This is a genomic window from Parafrankia irregularis (assembly GCF_001536285.1).
Classification (GTDB): domain Bacteria; phylum Actinomycetota; class Actinomycetes; order Frankiales; family Frankiaceae; genus Parafrankia; species Parafrankia irregularis.
On the sequence record NZ_FAOZ01000009.1, the window covers coordinates 203,973 to 226,761 of the forward strand.

At 71.2% G+C, this 22,789-nt stretch carries 18 protein-coding genes; 10 read left to right on the forward strand and 8 right to left on the reverse strand.

Annotation, left to right across the window (positions count from 1 at the left end):
- The first annotated feature begins 78 nt into the window (after positions 1-78).
- Positions 79-660 carry a TetR/AcrR family transcriptional regulator gene (locus tag AWX74_RS17160; RefSeq protein ID WP_006538301.1) on the forward strand — a complete coding sequence of 194 codons (582 nt, stop codon included), beginning with the start codon at positions 79-81 and terminating at the stop codon, positions 658-660.
- Between the two features lie 892 nt (positions 661-1,552).
- Here the strand turns inward: AWX74_RS17160 and AWX74_RS17165 are convergent.
- Complete coding sequence (locus AWX74_RS17165; protein WP_091277804.1) at positions 1,553-2,767, reverse strand: CaiB/BaiF CoA transferase family protein; 1,215 nt, start codon at positions 2,765-2,767, stop codon at positions 1,553-1,555.
- Positions 2,768-3,011: 244 nt separating this feature from the next.
- Between AWX74_RS17165 and AWX74_RS17170 the strand changes: the two genes are divergently transcribed.
- The 8 genes from AWX74_RS17170 (at position 3,012) to AWX74_RS17205 (ending at position 10,543) form a co-directional block, all read left to right on the forward strand.
- Complete coding sequence (locus tag AWX74_RS17170; protein ID WP_091277806.1) at positions 3,012-4,238, forward strand: acyl-CoA dehydrogenase family protein; 1,227 nt, start codon at positions 3,012-3,014, stop codon at positions 4,236-4,238.
- On the forward strand, positions 4,235-5,515 hold the full coding sequence (locus tag AWX74_RS17175; protein WP_091277808.1) for an acyl-CoA dehydrogenase family protein: 1,281 nt from the start codon (positions 4,235-4,237) through the stop codon (positions 5,513-5,515). Before AWX74_RS17170 ends, AWX74_RS17175 begins: the two co-directional genes overlap by 4 nt.
- Positions 5,516-5,667: 152 nt before the next feature.
- Positions 5,668-6,894 carry a cytochrome P450 gene (locus AWX74_RS17180; protein ID WP_091277810.1) on the forward strand — a complete coding sequence of 409 codons (1,227 nt, stop codon included), beginning with the start codon at positions 5,668-5,670 and terminating at the stop codon, positions 6,892-6,894.
- Between the two features lie 10 nt (positions 6,895-6,904).
- Positions 6,905-7,321: a nuclear transport factor 2 family protein gene (locus tag AWX74_RS17185; protein ID WP_091277812.1), complete on the forward strand. Its 417-nt coding sequence runs from the start codon at positions 6,905-6,907 to the stop codon at positions 7,319-7,321.
- On the forward strand, positions 7,321-7,722 hold the full coding sequence (locus AWX74_RS17190) for a nuclear transport factor 2 family protein (protein WP_091277814.1): 402 nt from the start codon (positions 7,321-7,323) through the stop codon (positions 7,720-7,722). The genes AWX74_RS17185 and AWX74_RS17190 overlap by 1 nt, the downstream gene beginning before the upstream one ends.
- Positions 7,723-7,865: 143 nt before the next feature.
- The gene (locus AWX74_RS17195; protein ID WP_242666280.1) at positions 7,866-8,705 is read left to right on the forward strand and encodes an LLM class flavin-dependent oxidoreductase; all 840 of its coding nucleotides are present in this window, start codon (positions 7,866-7,868) and stop codon (positions 8,703-8,705) included.
- 6 nt (positions 8,706-8,711) lie between these two features.
- Positions 8,712-9,617 (forward strand): MaoC/PaaZ C-terminal domain-containing protein, encoded by a 906-nt coding sequence (locus AWX74_RS17200; RefSeq protein ID WP_207550348.1) that lies wholly within the window; start codon positions 8,712-8,714, stop codon positions 9,615-9,617.
- On the forward strand, positions 9,590-10,543 hold the full coding sequence (locus tag AWX74_RS17205) for a PaaI family thioesterase (protein WP_091277816.1): 954 nt from the start codon (positions 9,590-9,592) through the stop codon (positions 10,541-10,543). The genes AWX74_RS17200 and AWX74_RS17205 overlap by 28 nt, the downstream gene beginning before the upstream one ends.
- 52 nt (positions 10,544-10,595) lie before the next feature.
- Here the strand turns inward: AWX74_RS17205 and AWX74_RS17210 are convergent, their stop codons facing one another.
- The 5 genes from AWX74_RS17210 to AWX74_RS17230 all read right to left on the reverse strand — a co-directional run bounded on the left by AWX74_RS17210 (position 10,596) and on the right by AWX74_RS17230 (position 18,513).
- On the reverse strand, positions 10,596-11,330 hold the full coding sequence (locus AWX74_RS17210) for an ABC transporter ATP-binding protein (protein ID WP_091277818.1): 735 nt from the start codon (positions 11,328-11,330) through the stop codon (positions 10,596-10,598).
- Positions 11,327-14,434, reverse strand: a complete 3,108-nt coding sequence (locus AWX74_RS17215; RefSeq protein ID WP_091277820.1) for a branched-chain amino acid ABC transporter permease/ATP-binding protein — start codon at positions 14,432-14,434, stop codon at positions 11,327-11,329. The genes AWX74_RS17210 and AWX74_RS17215 overlap by 4 nt, the downstream gene beginning before the upstream one ends.
- A 155-nt stretch (positions 14,435-14,589) precedes the next feature.
- Complete coding sequence (locus tag AWX74_RS17220) at positions 14,590-15,873, reverse strand: ABC transporter substrate-binding protein (protein ID WP_091277822.1); 1,284 nt, start codon at positions 15,871-15,873, stop codon at positions 14,590-14,592.
- 847 nt (positions 15,874-16,720) lie between these two features.
- The gene (locus AWX74_RS17225; protein ID WP_091277824.1) at positions 16,721-17,743 is read right to left on the reverse strand and encodes an aldo/keto reductase; all 1,023 of its coding nucleotides are present in this window, start codon (positions 17,741-17,743) and stop codon (positions 16,721-16,723) included.
- 125 nt (positions 17,744-17,868) lie between these two features.
- A complete protein-coding gene (locus AWX74_RS17230; RefSeq protein ID WP_091277826.1) occupies positions 17,869-18,513 on the reverse strand; it encodes a TetR/AcrR family transcriptional regulator in 645 nt (214 codons plus the stop codon).
- Between the two features lie 211 nt (positions 18,514-18,724).
- Between AWX74_RS17230 and AWX74_RS17235 the strand changes: the two genes are divergently transcribed.
- On the forward strand, positions 18,725-19,588 hold the full coding sequence (locus tag AWX74_RS17235; RefSeq protein WP_091277828.1) for a thioesterase family protein: 864 nt from the start codon (positions 18,725-18,727) through the stop codon (positions 19,586-19,588).
- A gap of 51 nt (positions 19,589-19,639) precedes the next feature.
- Here the strand turns inward: AWX74_RS17235 and AWX74_RS17240 are convergent, their stop codons facing one another.
- A complete protein-coding gene (locus tag AWX74_RS17240) occupies positions 19,640-21,439 on the reverse strand; it encodes a cholesterol oxidase substrate-binding domain-containing protein (protein ID WP_091277830.1) in 1,800 nt (599 codons plus the stop codon).
- A 281-nt stretch (positions 21,440-21,720) separates the two neighbouring features.
- Positions 21,721-22,524 (reverse strand): SGNH/GDSL hydrolase family protein, encoded by an 804-nt coding sequence (locus AWX74_RS40045; RefSeq protein WP_165615666.1) that lies wholly within the window; start codon positions 22,522-22,524, stop codon positions 21,721-21,723.
- Between the last annotated feature and the right edge of the window lie 265 nt (positions 22,525-22,789).

Here is a 22,789-nt window from a genome sequence, read left to right on the forward strand (position 1 = left end):
TGGCCGCAAGCAACTCGCGTATCATCCGGCTGAGTAGCAGTCGAGATCGGCTATTAATCGTTAGCCGCCGGGGGAGATGTGGTCCGGGCCAGTTCGCCGCGTTCCGCGGAGATCCGCGCCGCCGCCCTCGACCTGTTCACCCGCCTCGGCTACGAGGCGACCACGATGGCCGACCTCGGCGCCGCCGTGGGCATGCGCGGGCCCAGCCTCTACAAGCACGTGGCCTCCAAGCAGGACGTCCTGGTGGAGATCATGACGGGAACCATGGAGGCGTTGCTGGCGGCGCACCGGTCCGCGGTGGCCAGCACCGACGACCCGGTGGAGCGGCTGCGGCGGGCGACCGAGGCCCACGTGCGCTACCACGCCAGGCACCGCCAGGAGGCGTTCGTCGGCAACCGCGAGCTGCGCAGCCTCGTCCAGCCGCACCGCGACCGTGTGCTGGGCCTGCGCGCCGAGTACGAGCGGTGCTTCCGGGAGCTGATCGAGGCGGGGGCGCAGGCGGGGCACTTCACGGTCGGCTCCGCGTCGCTGGCCTCGTTCGCGATCCTCGACCTGGGGATGGGCCTCGCCGCCTGGTATCGCGAGGACGGTGAGCTGACGGAGGACGCCGTCGTCTGGCAGTACAGCCAGTTCGCCCTGCGCATCGTCGGCCTGCGGTAGTCACTGGTGGCCTTGGCCGCCGCCTCGAGCCGATACTGTGACCGCCGCCGCCGCATCGGGATTCGGGTTGCTGTTGCTGGCGGGTAGGAGTCGAGGATCCTGGTCGCTGGAGAGCGCGTGGTGAAATTCCGAGAACTGGCGGATCCGGCTCCCGGATATTGACCTGGCGGTCCGCGCCACTCCGTTTCATCGGCCGCGCGGCGACCTGTCAGGAATCCCGCGCTGCCCGCGCGGCGCCAGCAATTCGCCAATAGGTGCAAATGGGGCATGGGGTCGCTTGGTGATCCGCAAGAATTGAGGATTTCGGTTGCTGCTCCTCAATTTTGACACGAAACTGACGTGAGTCGCGGGTCGGGGCTTGATGGGCCAGCCGCGCCGGCCCCCGCCCGCCGGCGCGGCGACACCCGACCGCCACCGCGTCCGCGGCCGCCACCGCGTCCGCGGCCGCCACCGCGTCCGCGGTTGCTATCAGACAAGATCAAGGGATTTTGGTCGTCACAACGACCAAAATCCCTTGATCTTCCCGGCCTCCAACCCCTCCCACTCCCCATAGCCGCCGGGTAGTAGCTGGTAGTGGTCACATCCCGCCAAAGCCCGGCTGGTGCCATCCCGCTGCCCGCTCCCCACCGACCAGAGGACCAGACGACCAGATCCTCAACTCTGACCCGAGAAACCGACGCGAACCGCGGGTCGGGGCCTGATCGGCCAGGTGGGGCGGCCCTGTTCCTCCCTGCATCCGTGGAGGCCGGCGCAGTGGCCTGGCGCCCCTTGCTCGAAAGCAGCGGCAGCGGCAGCCGCGGCGGCGGCAGCGGTGACGGTGACGGTGACGGTGACGGAAGCCCGAAGCTCGGGATTCCGCGGTTGTCGTCGCCGCCCGAGATGACGCCGGTGGCTACGCCACGACGCCCTTGATCTTCAGGTTGAGGATCTCGTCCCAGTCGAGGCCGAGGCTCTGCAGGATCTCGTCGCCGTGCTCGTTCAGGTCGGGGGCGCGGCCGGCGGGCGCGGGCTGCTCGTCGTACTGCACCGGGGCCGCCACCAGCCGGAACGGCGTGCCGGCCGAGGTCTGGACGTCCTGCAGATAGCCGTTGTCCATCGCCTGCGGGTCCGTCGTGATCTCCAGCGTGGTCTGGGAGACCGCCCACTGGCCGCTGAAGTCGCGCAGCGTCTCGCGCCACTGCTCCAGCGTCCGCTGGGCGAACACCTCGGCGAGGATGTCGAAGGCCGCGTCGGTGTTCGCGCTGATCGCCGCGTGGTCGACGAAACGGGGGTCGGTGACCAGGTCGGGGCGGCCCACCAGCGTGCAGAGCTCCGGCCAGTAGCGGGCGGCCTGCAGGCAGGAGAAGACCAGGAACCGGTCGTCGCCGGTCCGGTAGGTCCCGACCAGCGGGTTGCCGGAGCGGCCGGTCGGCGGCTGCCCGAGGGGGCGCTGGAGCTGGTCGGCGAGTGCGATGCCCTGCCCCATCGACCACATGCCCGCCCCCAGCAGGGAGACGTCGACGATCGTCGCCTCCCCGGTGCGCTCCCGGTGGAACAGGGCGCCCATGAGGCCGCCGGCGATGGTCATCGCGCCGATCGAGTCACCGAAGCCGGGGGCCGGTGGGAAGCGGATCTGCTCGTCGCCCTCGTTCATCAGGGCGGCTGCGATGCCGGCGCGGGCCCAGAAGGCGAGGAAGTCGTACGAGCCGCGGTCGGCGTCCGCGCCGCGCTCGCCCTGGCCCGTCCCGCGGGCGTAGATGATGTTCGGGTTGTGGGCGCGGATGTGCTCCACATCGATCTTCAGCTTCGCCCGCACCCTGGGCAGCTTGTTGGTCAGGAAGATGTCGCACGTCGTGGCGAGGCGGTAGAGGATGTCGAGGCCCTCGTCGCTGGTCAGGTCCAGTGCGAGGCTCTTCTTGTGCCGGTTGGAGTGCTCGAGCAGCACGTGGACCGAGCCGGAGACGGGGCTGGTGCCGGTCGAGGCCAGGCCGCGCATCGCGTCGCCGCGCTCGACGTGCTCGATCTTGATGACCTCGGCGCCCCAGTCGGCCAGCAGCGCCGACGCCGCGGGGACGAAGGTGTGCTCCGCCACCTCGAGGACACGAACACCTTTCATCACTGCGGTCATTTCGGTGTTTCCTCCGACGGTGGACGCCCTGTGCCGGCGAAGTGTCCTGTGCCGGCGATGTGGTCTATGCTCACGATGTCCATGTTGACGTCGACATCGATTTTTAGACCCTAGCCGGACGGTGGCGCGGCTGGCAAGATCCGACGATTCTGGACGATGTTCGCCGCTGCCGCCAGGGGGCGACCCCGCGGCCGCGGTCCCGGCAGGCTCGCCGTCGCCGAGATGACCCACCCGGAGGGCATGGATGGAAGTGGGACTCAGTGCTGACCAGGAGCTTCTGGTAAGCACGACCCGGAAGTACCTGCGGGCCAGCGTGCCCCCCGAGGTGCTGCGCGAGCTGCGCGACAGCCCCGTCGGCTACGAGCCGGACTTCTGGCGGACCGGCGCCGAGCTGGGCTGGACGTCGCTGCTCGTCGCCGAGGAGCACGGCGGAGGCAGCGTCAGCGGCGCGGGGCTGCGTGATCTCGCGCTGGTCGCCTACGAGTTCGGCCGCCACGCCGCCCCCGGCCCGCTGCTGACCTCCAACGTCGTCGCGGCGGCCCTGTCGGGCGCGTTGTCGGCGGCCGGCGGCGAGGCGGGCGGCGATGTGCTCGAGCGGATCTGTGCGGGGGAGGCGGTCGCGGCCTGGTGCTTCGGCGAGCCGGTGCCGCACGACGGGCTGGGCGAGGTCACCACGACGGTCCTCGCCGCCGGCTCCGACCTGGTGCTCTCCGGGGTGAAGGCGCCGGTGGAGCACGGAGCCCAGGCGGACTACTTCCTGGTCACGGCACGCGGGGCCGACGGCGGCCTGGCGCAGCTGCTCGTGCCCGCCGACGCGCCCGGCGTGACGGTGACACCGCTGCGCACGCTCGACCTGACCCGCCGGTTCGCGCGGGTGGAGTTCTCCGACGTCCGGCTGCCCGCGGCGGCACTCGTCGGTGACCTGGGCGGGGCGTCCGCGGCCGTCGAGCGGCAGCTGTCGATCGCGCTGGTCATCCAGACCGCCGAGATGGTCGGGGCGATGGACCGGGCGTTCGAGCTGACCGTCGCCTGGGCGGCGGACCGCTACTCGTTCGGCCGGCCACTGGCCTCCTACCAGGCGCTGAAGCACCGCTTCGCCGACCTGAAGATGTGGCTGGAGGCCAGCCACGCCCTCGCCGACGCCGCGGCCGTCGCCGTGCAGGACGACGACGGCCGCGCGGCGGAGCTGGCCAGCGTGGCGAAGGCGTACATCGGGCACTACGGCCCCGAGCTCTGCCAGGACTGCGTCCAGCTGCACGGTGGTATCGGTGTGACCTTCGAGCACGACCTGCACCTCTACCTGCGGCGCACCGTCGTCGGCAGCGCGCTGCTGGGCACGCCGCGCGAACATCGGCTGCGGATCGCCAGCATCCTCGAAGCACGGGGCGGCGAGGCAGGCGCCGGCGAGGCAGGCGCGGGAGAGTCAGGCACGGGTGAGGCCGGCGACGGCGCGCGGGAGGCGGCGGCGTGAGCAGCGACGAGATCGAGTCGGTCGAGGACTTCCGCCTGCGGGCACGCACCTGGCTGCGGGAGAACATGCCGCGCCTCGAAGCGGGCGGCGGCCGGCGGCTCGTTGTGCGGCCCGACGAGGAGGAGCTCGCCGAGGTCGCCGAGGACCGTCGCCTGCAGCGGCTGCTCTTCGACGGCGGGTTCGCCGGGCTGTGCTTCCCGAAGGAGTACGGCGGCCAGGGGCTCACCCCCGCGCATGCCGAGGCGTTCAACGCCGAGCTCGTCGGCTACCGGTATCCGTCGCGGCTGCAGGTGCCGACCATGACGCCGTGCGCGGCGGTGATCGCGGAGTTCGGCACCGAGGAGCAGAAGCGCCGGCACCTGCCTGCGATCCTGCGCGGCGAGGAGCTGTGGATGCAGTTCCTGTCCGAGCCCGGGGCGGGGTCGGACGTCGCCGGGGCGAAGACGAGTGCCGTGCGCGAGGGCGACGAGTGGGTGCTCAACGGCTCCAAGATCTGGACGACGGGCGCCTGGTGGTCCGACTGGGGGCTGTGCCTGGCGCGCACGAACTGGGATGTGCCCAAGCACCGTGGGCTCACCGTGTTCATGCTGCCGATCCACCAGGAGGGCGTCGAGGTCTCCCGGATCGAGATGCTCGACGGCAACAAGGAGTTCTGCCAGGAGTTCCTGACCGACGTCCGGGTGCCTGACAGTGCCCGGATCGGTGCCGTCGACGACGGCTGGACGGTGGCGACCCGCTGGCTGTTCTACGAGCGGTCGTTCAGCTCGTCCCCGTTCGCGTTGCGGCCCGCCGGTGACGTGGAGACGTTCGGCGACCCGGGCACCGGCCTGCTGCAGATCGCCGAGCAGGCCGGGCGCCTGCACGACCCGGCGGCGCGCGAGCTGGTGGGGGAGGCGCACATGCTCCGGACGGCGATGCGTGAGCTCGACGGACGCCTGCACGCCCTCATCGCGACGGGCAGGTCCTCGGACCAGATCGCCGCGGTCGGCCGGCTCATGCACGGCGTCACGATGGGCCGGCTGGCGACGATCGGGTTCGAGCTGGCCGGCGCGAGCGCGGTGGCCGCCGGCGACGACGAGCAGGCCGGCGCGCTGGGGACGAGCTATCTGCTGCGCCAGATCGGCTCGATCGGCGGCGGGACCACGGAGATCGCCCGCAACGTGATCAGCGAACGGGTGCTGGGGATGCCGCGGGAGCTGGCCCTGGACCGCAACGTGCCGTACCGGGAGGTGCGCACGGCCCCCTCCTCCGGAGGCGGGGCGGCGTCCCGCTCCTGACTGCCGCTGGCCGCACCCGCCCGCACCCCTGTTGTTGAACTCGACATCGATGTTAATGTCCGAGATGAGGCGCAGCCGGGAGCGGGCGGGCCGGGAGTCGAAGGGTGCTGCCGTGGTCAGCTGGCCCGGTAGAGGATTGCGAAGGGACCAGCATGGACATCGCGGCCGCGGCCAGTGTCTTCACCGATCCACGGGCGTACGCGGATGACGCGCGGTTCCACGCGGCGGCCGCGCTGCTGCGGCGGGAGTCGCCGGTGCACCTCGTCGAGCACGAGAAGTTCCACCCGTTCTACGCGATCACCAAGCACGAGGACGTCATGTCCATCTCGCGGGCGTCCGACATCTGGCTGAACGCCCCCCGCCCGGCGCTCGGCCCCAAGTCGAAGGACGCCGACCGGGAGAACATTCCGATCCGCTCCCTGGTCCAGATGGACGACCCGGACCACACTGTCTACCGCCACGTGAGCGCGGACTGGTTCAAACCGGCCGGTGTTCGCCGGCTGCGCGACCGCATCGCGGCGCTGGCGAAGCGGTATGTCGACCACATGGCCGACCTGGGCGGTGAATGCGACTTCTTCGTCGACGTCACCTCGCACTATCCGCTTTATGTGATCCTCTCGCTGCTCGGGCTGCCCGAGGAGGACTTCCCGCGGATGCTGAAGCTCACCCAGGAGCTTTTCGGCGCCGACGACGAGGAACTCGCCCGTGACGGCGACAAGCACGCCCAGATGGCCGCGCTGATCGATTTCTTCAACTACTTCCAGGCGCTGATCGCCGAACGCCGCAAGAAGCCGACCGACGACCTCGGCTCGGTCATCGCGAACGCGATGATCCGTGATGTGCAGATCGGTGAGCTGGAAGCCGCCGGCTACTACACCCTGATCGCGACGGCGGGGCACGACACCACCAGCGCGGCGCTCGCCGGCGGGCTGCACGCCATGCTGGAGAATCCCGAGCAGTGGCAGCGTCTGGCCGCGGACCCGTCCCTGGTGCCGACCGCGGTCGACGAGGCCATCCGCTGGGTCTCGCCGGTCAAGCAGTTCATGCGCACCACCACCGAGGACACGGTGGTTCGTGGTGTGCCCATCGCCGCCGGCGAATCGGTGCTGCTCTCCTACCCCTCGGCCAACCGCGACGAGGACGTCTTCGACAACCCGAACACCTTCGACGTCGGCCGGTCCCCGAACCGCCACGTCGCCTTCGGTTTCGGCGCGCACTACTGCCTGGGCACCCACCTGGCCCGGCTGGAGGGCCAGGCGCTCTACGCCGAGCTGAGATCGCGGGTGCGCTCGATCGAGCTCGCCGGGACGCCGGAATACATGGAGGCGTTGTTCGTCGGCGGCCCGAAGCGTGTTCCCATCCGCTACGAGATGGCCTGACCGGACTGACATGAGCGAGATCGCGGAGAACATGGCGGCCTGTATCGACGAGCTCGCGGTCCAGTCGGTGCTGGCCCGCTACTGCCACCGCTGCGACGACGGCGACTTCGCCGGCCTCGTCGACCTGTTCACCCCGGACGGCGTCTTCACCTACGGCGACCGGACGGCGCACGGCCGCGCCGAGCTGCTCGCGTTCTTCCAGGGCACCCAGGGGCGGCCCGACCAGCGCGGCAAACACCTGACGTTCAACCTGGACGTCCGCCCGGACGGAGACACCGCCCGCAGCGTCTCGGACTACGTCTTCCTGCGCACCAGCGCGCACGGCCCGGTCCTCAGGCTCGCCGGGCGGTACCACGACGAGCTGCGCCGGGTCGACGGCCAGTGGCGCATCGCCCGGCGAGACGTGATCAACCTGGAGGTGCCCTGATGCTTCCCTCTCCGGCGGACCAGGTGGCCATCGGCGACCTGCTGGCCAGGTACTGCCTGACCCTCGACCTCGACGACGTCGACGGCTGGGTCGCGCTGTTCACCGAGGACGCCAGCTACCAGGTGTACGGGCGTTCCTTCGACGGCCACGCGGGGCTGCGCAAGATGATGGGCGCGGCACCGGGCGGGCTGCACCTCGGCGGCCCGCCCGTCATCGAGATGGACGGTGCCGACACCGCGCACACCCGGCGCAACCTGCTGTTCGTCGACCGCACCGACGGCGTCTCCCGCAGCGCGGTGTACACCGACGAGCTCGTGCGCACGCCCGAGGGCTGGCGGATCAGGAACACCCGATGCCGCTTCATCACCGCGGACGGCCTCGCCGACCGGCCAGCCCGCTGAACCACGGGCCCGCGCGGCGGGTCATGGAGCACAGTGTGGAGCTGTGACAAGTCCGCGTCGAGTCGGTGGCCGCAGCCCGGCATCGGTCGGCGACGGGCAACGGAGAGGGGTTTCCTGTGCAGTTCCACCTGTACCTACCGCAGATGCGGTTAAGTCCCGCGCAGCTGGTCGAACGCGCCCAGGCGGCCGAAGCCGCCGGCTTCGACGGCATCGCCGGGATGGACCACATGGCGCCACCGCTCGCGGAGGGCCAGCCGATGTTCTCCGCGTCCGTCACGAACACCTGGCTGGCGGCACACACGACCCGGCTGACCGTCGGATCGCTGGTGCTGTGCGACGTCTTCCGCAACCCGGCGCTGCTCGCCCAGGAGTCCGTGTCACTCGACCACCTCTCACGCGGGCGTTACGAACTCGGCCTCGGGACGGGCTCGGTTCCCCGCGAGATCACCTCCTACGGCCTGGCGCTGCCCGAGGGCCGGCTGCGGGTGCGGCGGCTGCGCGAGACGCTGGAGATCCTGCGGGCGCTGTGGACCGGTGAACCGGTCGACTACGACGGGGAGTTCTTCCAGCTGCGCGGTGCCCGGCAGGCGCCGACGCCGCTGGGAAGCATCCCGATCCAGATCGGGGGCGCCGGCCCGAAGACGATGGAGCTGGTCGCCGCGCACGCGGACTGGTGGAACGTCCACATCGGGATCCTCGACAAGCTCGACGAGATGCGCCCACGCGCCGGGCGGGCCCGGGTGTCGATCCAGGAGCGGGTCGCCTTCGTCCCGTCGGAGGACCAGCGCGCGGCGGTGGCGGAGCTGGCGCGGCGGCGCTTCGGCCGGACCGGTGTGGTCGTGGGCGACGCAGAGCAGCTCGTCGAGCATTTCGGCACGCTTTCCGAACGCGGGATCGAGCGCTCCTACACCTGGTTCTGCGACTTCGCGCAGCCGGAGACACTCGCCGCGTTCGGCGAGTCGGTCATCGCGAAGGTGCGCTGACCGCAGGTGAACCTCGACGCGATCGGAACAGTCGCCGGCCCGGTGGAACGGAGCTGGTCCGCCAGGGACACCATGCTCTACGCGGTCGGTGTGGGCGCCGGGTACCCCGACCCCGGCGAGGAGCTCGCGTTCACCACGGAGAACTCCGCCGGCGTGGAACCGCGGGTGCTGCCGACCTTCGCGCTGCTGTTCACCGCGGAGGGCCCGCTGGACCTGGGCGTGGTCGGGCCGCACGACCCGGGAATGGTCGTGCACGGCGAACAGCGCATCGAGTGGTTCGGGCCGCTGCGACCGGACGGGCGGGTGCTGCTCACCGGGCGGATCGTCGACATCCTCGACAAGCGGTCCGGCGCCCTCGTGGTGACCGAGACGACGGCCAGTGATCCCGAGTCGGGCACCGCCGTCGTGCGCACCCGCACCGGGGTCTTCATCCGCGGCGCCGGCGGCTTCGGCACCCGGACGACCGCCGCGGTGCCGGCCGCACCGGCTGTGCCTGTCACGCCGGATGCGCCGCCCGGGCGGGCGCCGGATCACTCGGTGACCTACCAGACCCTGCCCAACCAGGCCCTGCTCTACCGGCTCTCGGGTGACCGCAACCCGCTGCACTCCGATCCGGTGTTCGCGGCCGGCCGCGGCTACGACCGGCCCATCCTGCACGGCCTGTGCACCTACGGATTCACCTGCCGGGCTCTGCTGCGCACGCTCTGCGGCTCCGACTCGAGCCGGCTCCGCTCCATGTACGGCCGCTTCAGCCGGCCCGTCCTCCCCGGCCAGGCGCTCACGATCGACATCTGGGTCGACGGCCCCGATGCCGACGGCGGCCCGGCCACCTCGGCCACCTTCCGGACCAGCGCGGACGGAATGCCCGTCCTGGAGCGCGGCCGGTGCACGTTCACCGCGGCCGGCGCATGACGGCGCCCGGCCTGACCGGAGCCGAGGCGACGGCTCCGCGCTCGTCGGCACTGGCGGACCTCGGGATCCTGATAGAGGAGCAGGGCTCGGTCCTGAAGGCGACCATGCCCGCGGTGGCGAACCTGGCGGTGCCCGGTACCACCGCGATGCGGATCTGCGCGCTCTGCGCGCTGGCCGACACCCAGCTGGGCCTGCTGGCGGTGCGCGAGCTCGGGCCCCGCGTCCCGGTGACGCTCGCACTTGACGTCCACCTGTTCCAGCCGGTGCCGGTCTCACTGCCGCCAGCGCGTGCCGAGGGGCCGGCGGGCGCGGCGGGGTCGGTGGGCGCGGCGGGGCCGGTGAGCATGGTGCACGCGACCGGCCGGGTGGTGAAGGCCGGGCGGGCCGTGCTCGTGACCGCCATCGAGTTCGCCGACGACACCGGCCGTCCCCTGGGCGTCGGGACGGCGCTGTTCATGGTCGCGCCGGACCCGATGCTGCTGATGCCGCCGGGCATGCGCCCCCTCGACCTGTTCGCCACGACGAGTGGGGAGCTGGCACAGCCGTACGCTCAGCGGCTTGGCTGCCGGCGGGTCGGGGCGGGGGTGGCGTCCCTGCCGTTCACCGACGACGTCGTGAACGCCTCGGGGACGCTCAACGGCGGCATCCTGCCGCTCGCCGTCGAGGAGGCGGTGCTGTCAGCGGCACCCGGGTCGTATCTGACCTCGCTGAGCCTGCAGTACCTTCGCCCGGTGCGCCGCGGCCCGGCGGTGGCGCGGGCCGAGGTCCGCGGCGACGTCGGCACCGTCGAGGTGCACGACGCCGGCACCGACGCGCTCGCGGTCGTAGCGACGGCCCGGACGTCGCCCGCCCACACCGTCACGCGAACCTCCGCGGACGCGGCCGGTGCCTCCGCGCCGGCGCCCGAACAACGATCTCGCGGGTAGCCGGCTCCCCGGCCAGCAGGACCGGGAAGCCGGCGGACGCCGCGACCGTGCGTCAGGACGCGGAGGCTCCCGCGACCTCCTCCTGGTGGATGCCGAGGTAGGCGCCTTCCAGGAGCTCGGGGGAGGCGGCCAGTTCCTCGGCCGCCCCCCGCAGCACGATGCGGCCGCGGTTGAGCACGGCGGCGCTGTCGGCGACCTCGAGGGCCAGGTTGACGTGCTGCTCGACCAGGATCACCGCGCATTTGTGGTCGGCGGCGATGGCGCTGACGGTCTTGAACAGATCCTCGACGATCAGGGGCGCGAGACCCATGCTGAGTTCGTCGATGAGCAGCACCCGGGGTTGCTGGACCAGGGCTCGCGCCATCACCAGCATCTGCTGCTCACCGCCGGAGAGGGCCCCCGCGGGCAGGTTCCACCGCTTCTCGAGCGCCGGGAAGGTCTCGAGAAGGCTCTTCGGCTTCGGGCCGTTGCGCCGGGCCGCGACCCGGATGTTCTCCTCGACGGTCAGGGTGGTGAACAGAGCGCGGTTGTCGGGGACGAGAACCACGCCGGCCGCGTTCGCGGCGGCGGGCCGGCCGTTGCGCAGCCGGGTGCCGTCCACGCTGATGGTGCCGCCCTGGGCCGGCAGCAGGCCGGCCAGGGTCAGCAGCAGCGTGGTCTTGCCGGCGCCGTTCGGCCCTAGCAGGGCCAGCACGCTGCCTTCCTCGACGGTGAGATCGACGTTGCGGAACGCGGTGGCGCTGCCGCGGCCGCCGCTGAGGTCGGTGCATTCCAGCCGGGTGCTCACTTCGTCACCGCCGAAGAGGTCGTCACGGTCGCAGAGGTGGTCGTGGCCGCGGCGGCTGCCGCGGACGCCGTCAGCGGCTCGGCGATCTCCGGTGCCGCCGGGTCCTGGGGCGTCGCGGGGGCGGCGGGTGCCGTCGCGTCCACTGGTGTTGCCGGGTCCGGTGCTGTCGGGTCCGCCGGTGGCGCCGGGTCGGCCGGTGGCGCCAGATCGGTCGGTGCCACCGGGTCGGCCGCAGGTGCCGGGTCGGCCGGTGCCGCCTCCGTCGCCGGGGGCTCGTCGGCCAGGGCGTCGTGCACGGAGCCGAGGTAGGCGTCGGCGACGGCACGGTTCGCGCGGATCGCGGCCGGGTCTCCCTCGGCGATGACCTTGCCGAAGTCGAGGACGTAGATGTAGTCGCAGACGGACAGCACGAGCGAGACGTCGTGGTCCACGAGGATCACGCCGACTCCGGTGGCGCTGATGGAGCGGATGCGTTCACCGAGCCAGACCGACTCGGTGGTGTCCAGGCCGGCGGCGGGTTCGTCCAGGAGCAGGGCCTTAGGCCCGGTGGCGCACGCCCGGGCGATCGAGACCAGCTGCCGTTCGCCCTGGCTGAGCTCGCCGGCGTGCCGGCCGGCCCGGTCGGCCAGCCCGACCAGGTCGAGCGCGGAGGCCAGGGCACGGTGGCGTTCGTCGCCGCTGGCGCCGAACAGGGCCGCGCTGACGTTCTCCTCGACGGTGAGGTCGTCGTAGAGCTCCAGGGACTGGAACGTGCGGGCCAGGCCGCGGCGCACCCGGCTGTGCGTGGGCAGCCCCTCGATCTGGGTGCCGGCGAGCCTGACAGTGCCGTCGGCCCGGGTGAAACCGGTCGTCGCGTCGATCACGCTGGTCTTGCCCGCGCCGTTCGGCCCGATGAGGCCGACGATCTGGCCGGCGCTCACCCGCAGCGAGACCTCGGACACCGCCGTCACACCGCCGTAGCGGACGGTCAGCCCGTCGACCTCGAGCACCAGGCCTGCCGGCGCCACCTGCGCGGTCGGCTTCGCCGGGTCGGCCTCCACGGCCGTGCCGGGCTTGGCCAGCCCCGCCAGCACCACCGTCTCGGCGGAGGGCTCGGCCGTTTCAGCCGGTGTGCTCAGTTCGCCCGCTGCCGGCGCCGCGGCCTGCTTCGCAGGGCTGTGGCCGAAGCGGCGGCGGCGTAGTCGATCCAGCCGGTCGGCGAGGTCGTGACCGCCGCTGGCGAATCCTTCGGGGTGGCCGATGAGGGCGACGAGCAGGAGGACGCCGGTGATGACGGGGAACCAGTCACCGAGGTGGACCCAGCGGTCCATCGCGATGAAGGTGATGCCGGTCGAGGCCATCACACCGGCGAGGATGCCGCCGTAGACGGAGGTGACTCCGGCGAGGTAGGCGGTGGAGAGCAGGGAGAGCCCACCGAGCGCGGTGAACGAGGCGAAGGTGACGGTGTTGAGCCGGTAGGCCAGCAGGCTGCCGCCGAGGCCGGCGATGAACGACGCGATCGCGAAGCTGGCGACCTTGACCGCGACGACGTTGATCCCGATGCCGGCGGCGGACTGCTCGTTGGCGCGGACGGCGAGCATGGCCGAGCCGAGCGCGCTGGTCCGGAGCTTGGCGACGCCGAAGGCCACCGCGACCAGCACGGCCAGGCACAGCAGGCCGAAGGGAAGGCGTGGGAAGGCGTGGCCGGTGCCGACGCTGAGGTCGAGGCCGAACAGCTTCGGCTGGGTGACCTGGGCGCCGTCGCTGTCGACGATGTCGGTGTTACGGAACCACACGGCCTCGATCGTGTAGGCCAGCGCGAGGGTGACGATGCCGAGCGTCAGGCCTTTGAGTCGCAGGGCGGGCAGACCGATCACCACACCGAGGACGGTGGCCGCGAGGGCCGCGAGCAGCGGTGCGAACGGGAACGGGACGTGCCAGCTCTGGGTCAGGCCGCTCAGCGTGAACGCGGCACTGCCGGCGAGCGCCAGCTGGGCGAGCGAGACCTGGCCGGCGTAGCCCGTCACGACGACGAGCGACAGGCCGATGATCGCGGCGATGAAGGTGCCGATGACCGCGGCCCGCCAGGTTCCGGTGGTGACCAGCAGGCCGAGCACACCGAGGGCGGTGCCGGACAGTGTCGGCAGCGTCAGGGACCGCGGCCGGGGCGCCCGGCCCAGCGGCTGGCGGAGCAGGCCGCCGCGGACCGTCAGGCCCCGTCCGGTGATCAGCAGTGCGACCAGGATGACGACCAGCGGGATGAGTTCCGACGAGCCGGTCTTCGGCAGCCAGGAGACGTCCTCGGAGACCAGGGACTGGGCTTCGGCCTGGAGCATGCCGATCACGATGCCGGCCGCGACCGTCGGGATGAGGTTCTTGAACCCGCCGACCACGGCGGCGGCCAGCGCCGGCACGACGAACAGCGTGTACGTGGTCGGGGACAGTGGGCTCAGCGGCGCGATGAGGATGCCGGCGGCACCGGCGGTCACCCCGCTGATCATCCAGTTGAACAGGGCGATCCGGTCCGGTGAGACGCCGCTGACGTAGGCGCCGGTCTGGGACTCCGCGACCGCCCTGGTGAGCAGGCCGAACCGGGTGAAGCGGTAGACCGCGGTCAGCACCAGGGTCAGGACCACCACGGCGACGACCAGGTAGAAGCGGTCCGACAGGAGCTTCGCGTCGCCGAACTCCCATCGCTCCGCGGGGAAGATCGCGCTGACGCTGACGGGAGAGGTACCGAGCCGGATCGCCATCGTCGACTGGATGACGACCAGGACGCCGAGGGAGGCCACCGCCCGGGCGAGTGGGGGTGCCTCACGCAACGGCCGGAAGACCGCCAGGTACAGGATCGCGCCCAGCAGGGCCCCGAGCAGCAGGGAGAGCGCGGCCGCCGGGGCCAGCGGCCAGGATCCGCCGATGTCGACCGACTCGGGCAGGCCGGGTAACAGGACGAGCAGCTGCCCGTCACGTAAGAAGGCGTAGGAGTAGGCGACGTAGAGCGCCACGGCTCCGGTCGCGAAGTTGATGACTCCCGAGCTCCGATAGGTGAGCACGAGGGCCAGGCCCAACGCCGCGTACACCCCGCCGTTTCCCAGGCCGAGAAGCAGCGAACCTATATGTTCCATCACGATCTCCCGGCATCTTCCGGATCAGTTCTGCGAGCCGTCAGGCTGGTACGGCCCCGCCCACGTGTCAACGCCTGACGGAGCGGTCGAACCGGCCGTCGAGGGGGCACCTCGACGACCGGTTCGTTTGCTGGATCATCTCATCGGTTCGAGATCTAGGAGTTTCCTCGCACCGTGTACGCCGTCGGCTCACCCTTGCCGTCGAGCTCGGTCGTCAGCCCACCCTTCACACAGGCGGCCGGGGTCTCCGGGTAGGCCTTGCCGCCGCACTGGAACTTCAGCCCGCCGGCGCCCGGCAGTTCCTTCTCCGGCATCGCCTTGATGGCCGCGGTGACCGTCGCCGGGGTGATCTCACCGGTGATGTCCTCGAGGGACGCCGCGAGGCCGGCGAACGTCACGAACATGCCCCGGCCCGCGGACGAGTCGGGCTCGATGTCCTTCCCGTAGGTATCGACCACCGAGTTGTAGAGAAGGCTGGACGGATCGTCTCCGCCGACCGGGACGGAGGCACCGATGGTCATCCCCTCCAGCGCGTCTCCCGGCACCGCCTTGCGGGTGGCGTCGGTGATGCACTGCGAGATGGCGCTGACCTTGCCGTCGTACCCGACGGACCGCAGACCGTTGATCGCGCTGATGCAGAACGAGTCGTTGCCGATGATGAACACCAGCCCGGACTCGTTGCTCACGACGCTCTGCATCTGCGGCGTCATGTCGGCGGTGCCCGGAGCGATGCGGATCAGCTGGTACTCGAGACCCGCCTTCTTCATCAGGCCGGGTGCGACCTCCTCCGCGCTGTGCAGCGCGGCCGGCACGTCGATGACCACCGTCGTGACCTTCTTGATGCCCTCGTCCTTCGCCAGGCTGATGGGCAGGTTCAGCACCGCGAAGTTCGGGTCGCCCACGGTGAAGCTCGTGGGGTCGGACAGGATCGACGGGCTGCCGGCGCCGAAGAACATCGTCGGGATGTCCGCGTCGGACAACGGCTTCCAGACAGCCTCGGCGACGGCGGACTCGCCGACCGCGACCGCGACGACGTTCTTCTCGACCAGCTGGTTGCCGCAGTCGGTGCCCTTGGCCGGGTCCGCCTGGGTCTCGCAGGTCACCACCTCGACGGGCCGGCCGCCGATGCCCCCGCGGTGCTCGTTCAGGTACTTGGCGGTGGCGTCAGCGACGGCGAACTGCACGGAGTTGTCGATGCCGGCGGACTTGCCGTCCGAGACGATGCCGATCTTGACGGGCTCGCCCGCGGCCTTGTCGACCGGGCCGAGCGCGCCCGCGGCCGCGCTCGCGTCCGCCGGGCTGGGCGTGGTCTCCTCGTCCGAGCCGCAGGCGGCGACGAACAGGAGCGCGGCTAACGGGGCGGCTAAGCCCGCCCGCACCAACCGCCGCCGCGCCCCTCTCTGTGTCGGCCGGCCGCCGGGGGCCACCGTGTGCTGCATATACCTCTCCTCAAAGTCGTCGGAACCGCCGCACCATGGAGCATGAGAAATACATACCTGTGGGGGACCGGCCGGTCTCACAAGCCCGCATTCAGATTGGCTGAACATTGTCCGGGGCGAAGGTGGGCACATGCTCCCAACTTTTGACGTGGGCGTCAACGTGTCGGTCGCGCGCGACGAATACCCAGGTGTTGGAACTCGCCGAGGGTGCCTCCGACAGGAGGTCCCGGTCGCCTCCAGCGGCCCGCAACACCCGCCCAGGGGGCCGAGATGGTATCTGCACCGGCGGTGTCGACATGGCCCGGCCGGGCGGACATCGAGACTTTGCGCCATGAACCCGCCCCTGGTGTGGAACGGGTTTCAGGTCTTCCGGCGGACCGGGCCTCCCGGCCCGAGAGCGCTTTACTGTTTTTGGCGGACGCACAGATCTTTGGCGTACGCACGGTCGCGTCCGGGTGCGAAAGGCAGGCACCTTTGTGCTCCCGCACAAGGTCCGCCCCCCGTATCCGCCGCCGCGGTTCGCGCGGATCCGCGTGCCACGAGGACGGCCGGCGAACACGCGGCCCCGGTGCGGGCACGGCGCGCGGGCACGGGTGCGGGTGCGGCGTGCGGGCACGGGTGCGGGTGCGGCGTGCGGGAGGGGAACGCGGGGTGCGGGTGTGGCACGCGGGGCGCGAATGACCGCCCGCGTCCTGCCGGGGGACACCGGTACCACCGCTGTCCGCCCCGGCAGGAGTACTGCATGCCGGCGGGTGTCGCTATGCCGGCGGGCGTCGCTCGTCAGCCGCGACGCGGCTCGGTGTCGGTCACCTCGGTGTCGGTCAGCGACTCCGGCCGACGGTGACGGTCAGCGGCGGCGCAGCGCGGAGTCGGCGAGGGCCGGCGGGACGTAGCCGGCGTCCTCCGGGTTGACGTTGACGCCGGGCGGGACGATCTCGTCGATCCGGTCCAGGGTCGCGGTGTCCAGGGTGATGTCGGCGGCGGTGAGCTGGCTTTCCAGGTGATCCATCGTGCGCGGGCCGATGATCGCCGAGGTCACCGCCGGATGGCGCAGCACGAACGCCAGCGCCAGCTCGATCAGGCTGATGCCGACCTCGGCGGCGAGGTCCCCGAAGGCGATCGCGGCCTCGACCTTGCGCTGGTTCGCCGGGACGGACAGATCGAACCGGCCCGGCACCCGCGCTGTCCGCGTGCTCGTGACCTCACCGCCGTCGCGGGTGTAGCGCCCGGAGAGGAAGCCGCCGGCGAGCGGGCTCCACGGCAGCACCCCGAGCCCGTACCGCTGCGCCACCGGCAGCAGGTCGGCCTCGATGCCGCGCACCAGCAGCGAGTACGGCGGCTGCTCGGTGACGAACCGCTCGCGGTTGCGGCGCTCGGCGACCCACTGCGCCTCGACGACCTCGTGCGCGGGGAACGTCGAACTGCCGAAGTAGCGGATCTTGCCGGCCCGGACCAGGTCGGTCAGCGCGCTGAGCGTCTCGTCGATGTCGGTCGACGGGTCGGGGCGGTGCACCTGGTAGAGGTCGATCCAGTCGGTGCCGAGGCGCCGCAGGCTGTTCTCCACCTCGGTGACGATCCAGCGCCGCGACAGCCCGCGCTGGTTGGTGTCCGGCCCCATCGGCATGAACAGCTTGGTCGCGAGCACCACGTCGTCGCGGCGGCCGGCGAGTGCCTTGCCGACGATCTGCTCCGACTCGCCGTTCGAGTAGATGTCGGCGGTGTCGATGAAGTTGACCCCGGCGTCGAGCGCCCGGTGGATGATCTTTGCGGAGTCGTCGTGGTCCTGGTTGCCCCAGGCGCCGAACATCATCGCGCCCAGGCAGAGTGGGGAGACCCGCACGCCGGTGCGGCCAAGTACTCGGTAGTCCATGTCGACGAGCTTTCGCCGTTGATCAACAGGGCGCAATCCCTCTGGTGAAAATTTCACCATGTCGATCGGGAAATGCCAGTTATCGGAGTTCGTCGCTCTCTGGCACCGCTCGGCGATTCGCCGAGCTACGGGGCGGCGCTCGGAGTAACCGTGCCGAGCAGGTGGTCGAGGTGATCGAGGATGCCTGCGCGCACGTCCCGGTAGGGCTCGATGCCGCCGGCGGCCCGGCAGAGCAGGACCGCGCCCTCGACCGCCGCCACGGTCATCGCGGCGAAGCGGGCTGCGCGTGCGGTGTCGACCCCATAGCTGGTGAGGCAGCCGGCGATCGCCGCCCGCCACCGGTCGAAGGCGTCGTTGGCGACAGCGCGCAGCGTGCCGTCGGTGTCCTCGGCGCTCAGGGCGACCGCGGCCACCGGGCACCCGGCCGGCCCACCGCCGCCGATCAGGATCTGCTCGGCGAGGTCGAGCACGGCGCGGACGGCGTCGCCGGGCGCGGCGTCGGCGCAGGCGGCCTCGATGTGCTGCGCGACCCGGTCGCCAGCCCACCGTGCGGCGTCCACCCCGATCTGGGTCTTGCCGCCGGGGAAGTGGTGGTAGATCGCACCACGGGCGGCGTGGGCGCGGGCCACGACATCGCGGCACCCGGTGCCGTCGTAGCCGCGTTCGCGGAACAGCTCCGCCGCCGCCACGACCATTCGCGCCCTGGTGTCCCGGCGGCCGGCGGGAGGTGCGCCGCCGCTGCCGACCGGCTGCCCCGTGCGGTCTGCCATCCGTTCCGTCCTCTCCGGCCTCTCCGGTCCGCGAGCGTGTGGCTGGCTGGGCCCCGGCCGACGCCGACGATCCGTCGCCTCTCGCGGGTGCCCCGCGGCGCAGTGGCGCCATTCCAGCTTGACTAGGACAAGCGTCCTCGGCAAGCTCTAGGACAACTGTCCTAGAACCTGCTTCGTCCTCATCGGACGGACGTGGCCATCGAGGTGATCCGTGAACACGTCGGACCAGGCCTTCTTCCTCCCCGTCGGCACGCTGCCCGCCGGAGCCGGAGCCGGAGCCGGCGCTGACTCCGCGGGCGCGGCGGTCCTGCGCGCGACCCCCACGAGCCATGGCCCCTGGTCGGATCGGCAGCAACACGGCGGGGCGACCAGCGCCGTGCTCACCCGGGCCCTCGAACAGGCAGCGGACGAGGCCGGCCTGGTGGGCGGCCACCTGGCCAGGATCGCGGTCGACTTCCTGGCACCCGTCCCCGTCGGGGACGTCCAGGTCAGGGCGGCAGTGGTTCGGCCCGGCCGGAAGGTGGCGCTGCTGCGGGCCGAGGTGGGCGATGGCAAGCGGACCTGGGCGAGCGCCCAGGCCTGGTGGCGACGGGTCGCCCCGGGAACCGTGCCGGATCTCGGCCTCACCCAGCTCGAGCCCCTGCCGGCACCCGAGACGGTGCCTTCGGCCATCCCGGACAGTGACATCGCCCGGTTCCTCGCCCGCGGCTACATCGCCGCCGTGGACTGGCGTCCCGTGGACGGGCACGTCGTCGAACCCGGCCCGTGCACGGTCTGGGCTCGTCCGCAGGTCCCGCTGGTGGCCGGGGAGACCATCAGCCCGACCCAGCTGACGATGCTCCTCGCCGACGCGGGCAGCGGGGTGAGCGCCGTGCTCGACCCCCGCACCCACCTGTTCACGAACGTCGACCTCGTCGCCAGCCTGCTGCGCCAGCCCGAGGGCGAGTGGATCAGCATGCGCGCGACGACCATGGTCGACAACGCCGGCGGCGGCACCACCACGACCGTGCTCGGAGACGTGAAAGGAACGTTCGGCCAGACGCTGCACACCCTGTTCGTCGCACCGCACGGCTGAGTACGCCGCACCATGCGGCCGACGCCGGACCGCACGGCTGGCGCCTTCCCGCTATGGGAGGAGGCCGTCGAGCAGGGGGCTGGTGAAGATGCGGTGTGGGTCGCAGGAGTTGAGCGTGCTGCGGGCGGTGTCCCAGTTGTCGGTGGCGGGCTGGCCGGCGCGGTAGGCGTTGGGGATGGTCGTGCCGATCGTCGGGCCGTCGGCCCAGGCGGCCGCGGTGGTGTAGGCCCAGCCCTTCGACCATTCGGGGCGCACGGCGGCGTAGTTCCCGCTGAAGTTGCCGAAGATCCAGGCCTCCACCTCGCGGAAGAACTGGTTTGAGTAGGGCGTGCCGGGCACCGTGAGAATGTCGAGCCAGACGGCCACATCCCAGTCGGAGTGGTCCGCCCGTGGCCGGACCGCGGACAGCTGTGGTGAACCGGCCGAGGTGACCCCGACATCGCCGGTGGCGTCCAGCCCGGTGACCCGGATCTCCACCGGGCCGTTCATGGGATAACGCCCCTGATCCTGGTAGGCCGTGAGCCGGGACCGGTAGTACGTGCAGAACTCGTTGACCACCCGCTGTATGTTCGCGCGGCTGGTGAGAACGGCGTAGCCGTTCGCGGTGACCCGCAGCGTCGTCGGGCGCACGTACAACAGCAGGTTCTTCGACCAGCCCCAGATGTCATAGGTCGCGGTCGTGATGAGGCCGGTGCCGACGAGCGCGATCTGGGTCTGCCCGAACGTCGGCGTGAGTGACCCGTTTCCACCGATGATCTGCGCGATCAGGTCGGTGGCCTGCTTCGGCAGACTGTCGGAGAACCCGTAGTTGTAAGGGCTGTTGACCTGGCGGGAGAAGAACGGCTTCGACGGGCTGCGGCTCCAGACCTTGAGCCACGGATTGTCGGTGAACGGGAACCAGATGGCCTCGACCCGGCCGGCGCTCTCCGCGTAGCTGGCGAACGTCCGCGTCGCCCCGGAGCCGGGAGCGGCGAACAGCTGCGTCCACGGGATGTCGAACCAGCTCTGGCAGCGTAACCGCTGGTTGGCCCCGACCTGCAGCACGACCTCGGTGAGGAACGCCCGGCCAAGGTGGGTGAGGAACGCCTTCGACGCCGCCTCGGAGCGGCTGAAGGTGCGCAGCGCGTACGCGTTCGCCGACGAATCCCAGACGACCGCGGTGAACGAGACGATCAGATTGCTCAGCGAGCCGTAGGTCGTGCCCGGCACCGGGGTCTCGCCGGTGGCCGGAATGGCTGTGCCATGGCCACCGATGGCCAGCACGCCGCCGACGGTCAGATCTCCGGGCGCGGGGGTGGCGGTCAGGCCGTAGCCGGCGGTCTCCAGCCGGGTGAGCAGGGTTTCCATGGTCACACCGGTCTGGGTGCGCACAGTGGCGGGGGAACCGGCGGCGACGGTGACGGCGGTGAGATGCTCGGTGGTGTCCACGAGGACGACACCGGCTCCCTGCGAGCCGGCGGGCAGGATCAGCGGCGACCAGTTGTGGCCGCTGCCCCGGGCGCGGATGCGGTAGCCGTTGGCATGGGCCCAGTTGGCGATGGTGACGACGTCCGCCGGGGAGGCCGGTGCCGCGGTCCACACGTCATCGACGGCGATCTCGCCGGACCAGTTCTCGTAGGCCTGCCGGTAAAGCGGTATCGCGGCGGGGAAGTCCGGCGGGGTCGGGGTCGCTGCGGCGGCGGCGGAGATCCGGGACAGCGGTGTCCAACCCGCGAGGCCGGCCGCCGCGGCGGCGAGCACCGACCGGCGCGACGTCTTCCTGGCCCGCGGGGCTGCCGCGGGCTCCGCCGCCGGCCCGAATTCGGCCACGTGGTCCTCATGGTCCTCGTGCGCAACATGACGCGATTCCATCGCAGGCTCCCTTTGCATGCGGACGAAATGAGGCGTGTCGATGCGCCGACACGCCGTCCGAATATCTGCTGGCCATGGGAAATGGTCGCGTTGCCAGTGTTCCGAGTGTAAGGAATGTGGTCAAAGAAAACCAGGGTGAAGTAGTGGGTGAGGGTAAATCGACGGCCGCCCGCAGTGGTGTTTCGGTGGTGACCGATCCGGCCGAATTCTTAACTTGATGTGGAGTGGCAGTAAATGTCTGGTATGCCGGGCTCCGGGCGGCGGCGACGCTGCGGATGTGCTCAGCCGATGAGGGAACGGACCAGTGGGGTGTAGCCGTTGGCGTAACCCGCACGGGTGGGGTGGTAGGACTCGCCGAGGGCCGAAATCACCAGGCCGTTGGTGAAAGGCGTGCTGGCGCATACATCGTGCCCGGCCCAGGCGGGATTCGGGTTCCCGTAGACGAACCCGGCGGCCTGGGCCCGGTCCGCCAGGACTGCGTCGAGGTTGTCCACCAGGTTGTTGAGGGCGGCCTGCTTCGCAACGGTCACCCCGGGCGCCGCGGAGCACGTACGGTCCGCGAACGGCCGTGGATATCCGAGCACGACGACGGTGGCGGACGGCGCCTTCGACCTGATGGCCGCGAACGTGGTGTCGAGCTTCGCCGGAAGCTCGCCGGTGATCCGTGCGTTCGAGGTGTCGACCGTGGACGTGCAGTCGGAAAGCGTGCAACTGCGCACCAGGTCGCCGAACCCGATGTCGTTTCCGCCGATGGTGATGGTGACGTACTTCGTCTCCGGGGTGAGGGCGTTCACCTGTGAGTCGGTCACGTCCGAGGTGACCGCCCCGCCACACGCGGCGAGGGTGAGCTCGGTGCCGGGCCGCTGACTGGCGACGAGAGAGGGGTAGGAATAGGTGCTGCGGGCGCAGTCGGCGTCGAGATCGCTGCTTCCCGCTCCACTGCCCGAGGAGTAGGAGTCCCCGAGGGCCACGTACCGGTCAGGCGTCGCGGCCTGGGCGGGAGCGGTGCTCACGGACCCCGAGAACGCCGCGACGAGGGTGGTGACGGCGGGCGCGAGCACACGCCGACGAAAGAAGTTCTCCACGTTTTCCCTTCGTCCTGGTGATGCCTGGTGATGCCTGGCGAAAGGAAAATCCAGCGTGCGGGTGCGGGGACGGGGCCTCAGCGCGAGACCGATGGCCCCGGACCGGCTGTCGTCAGCCCCCGCGGTGGCGGCGTCGAGGCGCCGTCGGCCGTCTGTTCCGGAGCACGCGACCAGCCCGCTCCGACCGACGGCTCGCCCGGTAGATCGTATGCGAGCGCGACGCCTGCCGGACCGGTGCCGTCGCCGCCGAGAGCGCGCCGTCGCC

What these genes read in the sequence shown, in the direction of transcription:
- AWX74_RS17165 (WP_091277804.1), bottom strand. Translation starts at nt 2,767, where the DNA reads ATGACCGCAGTGATGAAAGGTGTTCGTGTCCTCGAGGTGGCGGAGCAC.
- AWX74_RS17170 (WP_091277806.1), top strand. Translation starts at nt 3,012, where the DNA reads ATGGAAGTGGGACTCAGTGCTGACCAGGAGCTTCTGGTAAGCACGACC.
- AWX74_RS17180 (WP_091277810.1), top strand. Translation starts at nt 5,668, where the DNA reads ATGGACATCGCGGCCGCGGCCAGTGTCTTCACCGATCCACGGGCGTAC.
- AWX74_RS17185 (WP_091277812.1), top strand. Translation starts at nt 6,905, where the DNA reads ATGAGCGAGATCGCGGAGAACATGGCGGCCTGTATCGACGAGCTCGCG.
- AWX74_RS17190 (WP_091277814.1), top strand. Translation starts at nt 7,321, where the DNA reads ATGCTTCCCTCTCCGGCGGACCAGGTGGCCATCGGCGACCTGCTGGCC.
- AWX74_RS17195 (WP_242666280.1), top strand. Translation starts at nt 7,866, where the DNA reads ATGCGGTTAAGTCCCGCGCAGCTGGTCGAACGCGCCCAGGCGGCCGAA.
- AWX74_RS17215 (WP_091277820.1), bottom strand. Translation starts at nt 14,434, where the DNA reads ATGGAACATATAGGTTCGCTGCTTCTCGGCCTGGGAAACGGCGGGGTG.
- AWX74_RS17220 (WP_091277822.1), bottom strand. Translation starts at nt 15,873, where the DNA reads ATGCAGCACACGGTGGCCCCCGGCGGCCGGCCGACACAGAGAGGGGCG.
- AWX74_RS17225 (WP_091277824.1), bottom strand. Translation starts at nt 17,743, where the DNA reads ATGGACTACCGAGTACTTGGCCGCACCGGCGTGCGGGTCTCCCCACTC.
- AWX74_RS17230 (WP_091277826.1), bottom strand. Translation starts at nt 18,513, where the DNA reads ATGGCAGACCGCACGGGGCAGCCGGTCGGCAGCGGCGGCGCACCTCCC.
- AWX74_RS17240 (WP_091277830.1), bottom strand. Translation starts at nt 21,439, where the DNA reads ATGGAATCGCGTCATGTTGCGCACGAGGACCATGAGGACCACGTGGCC.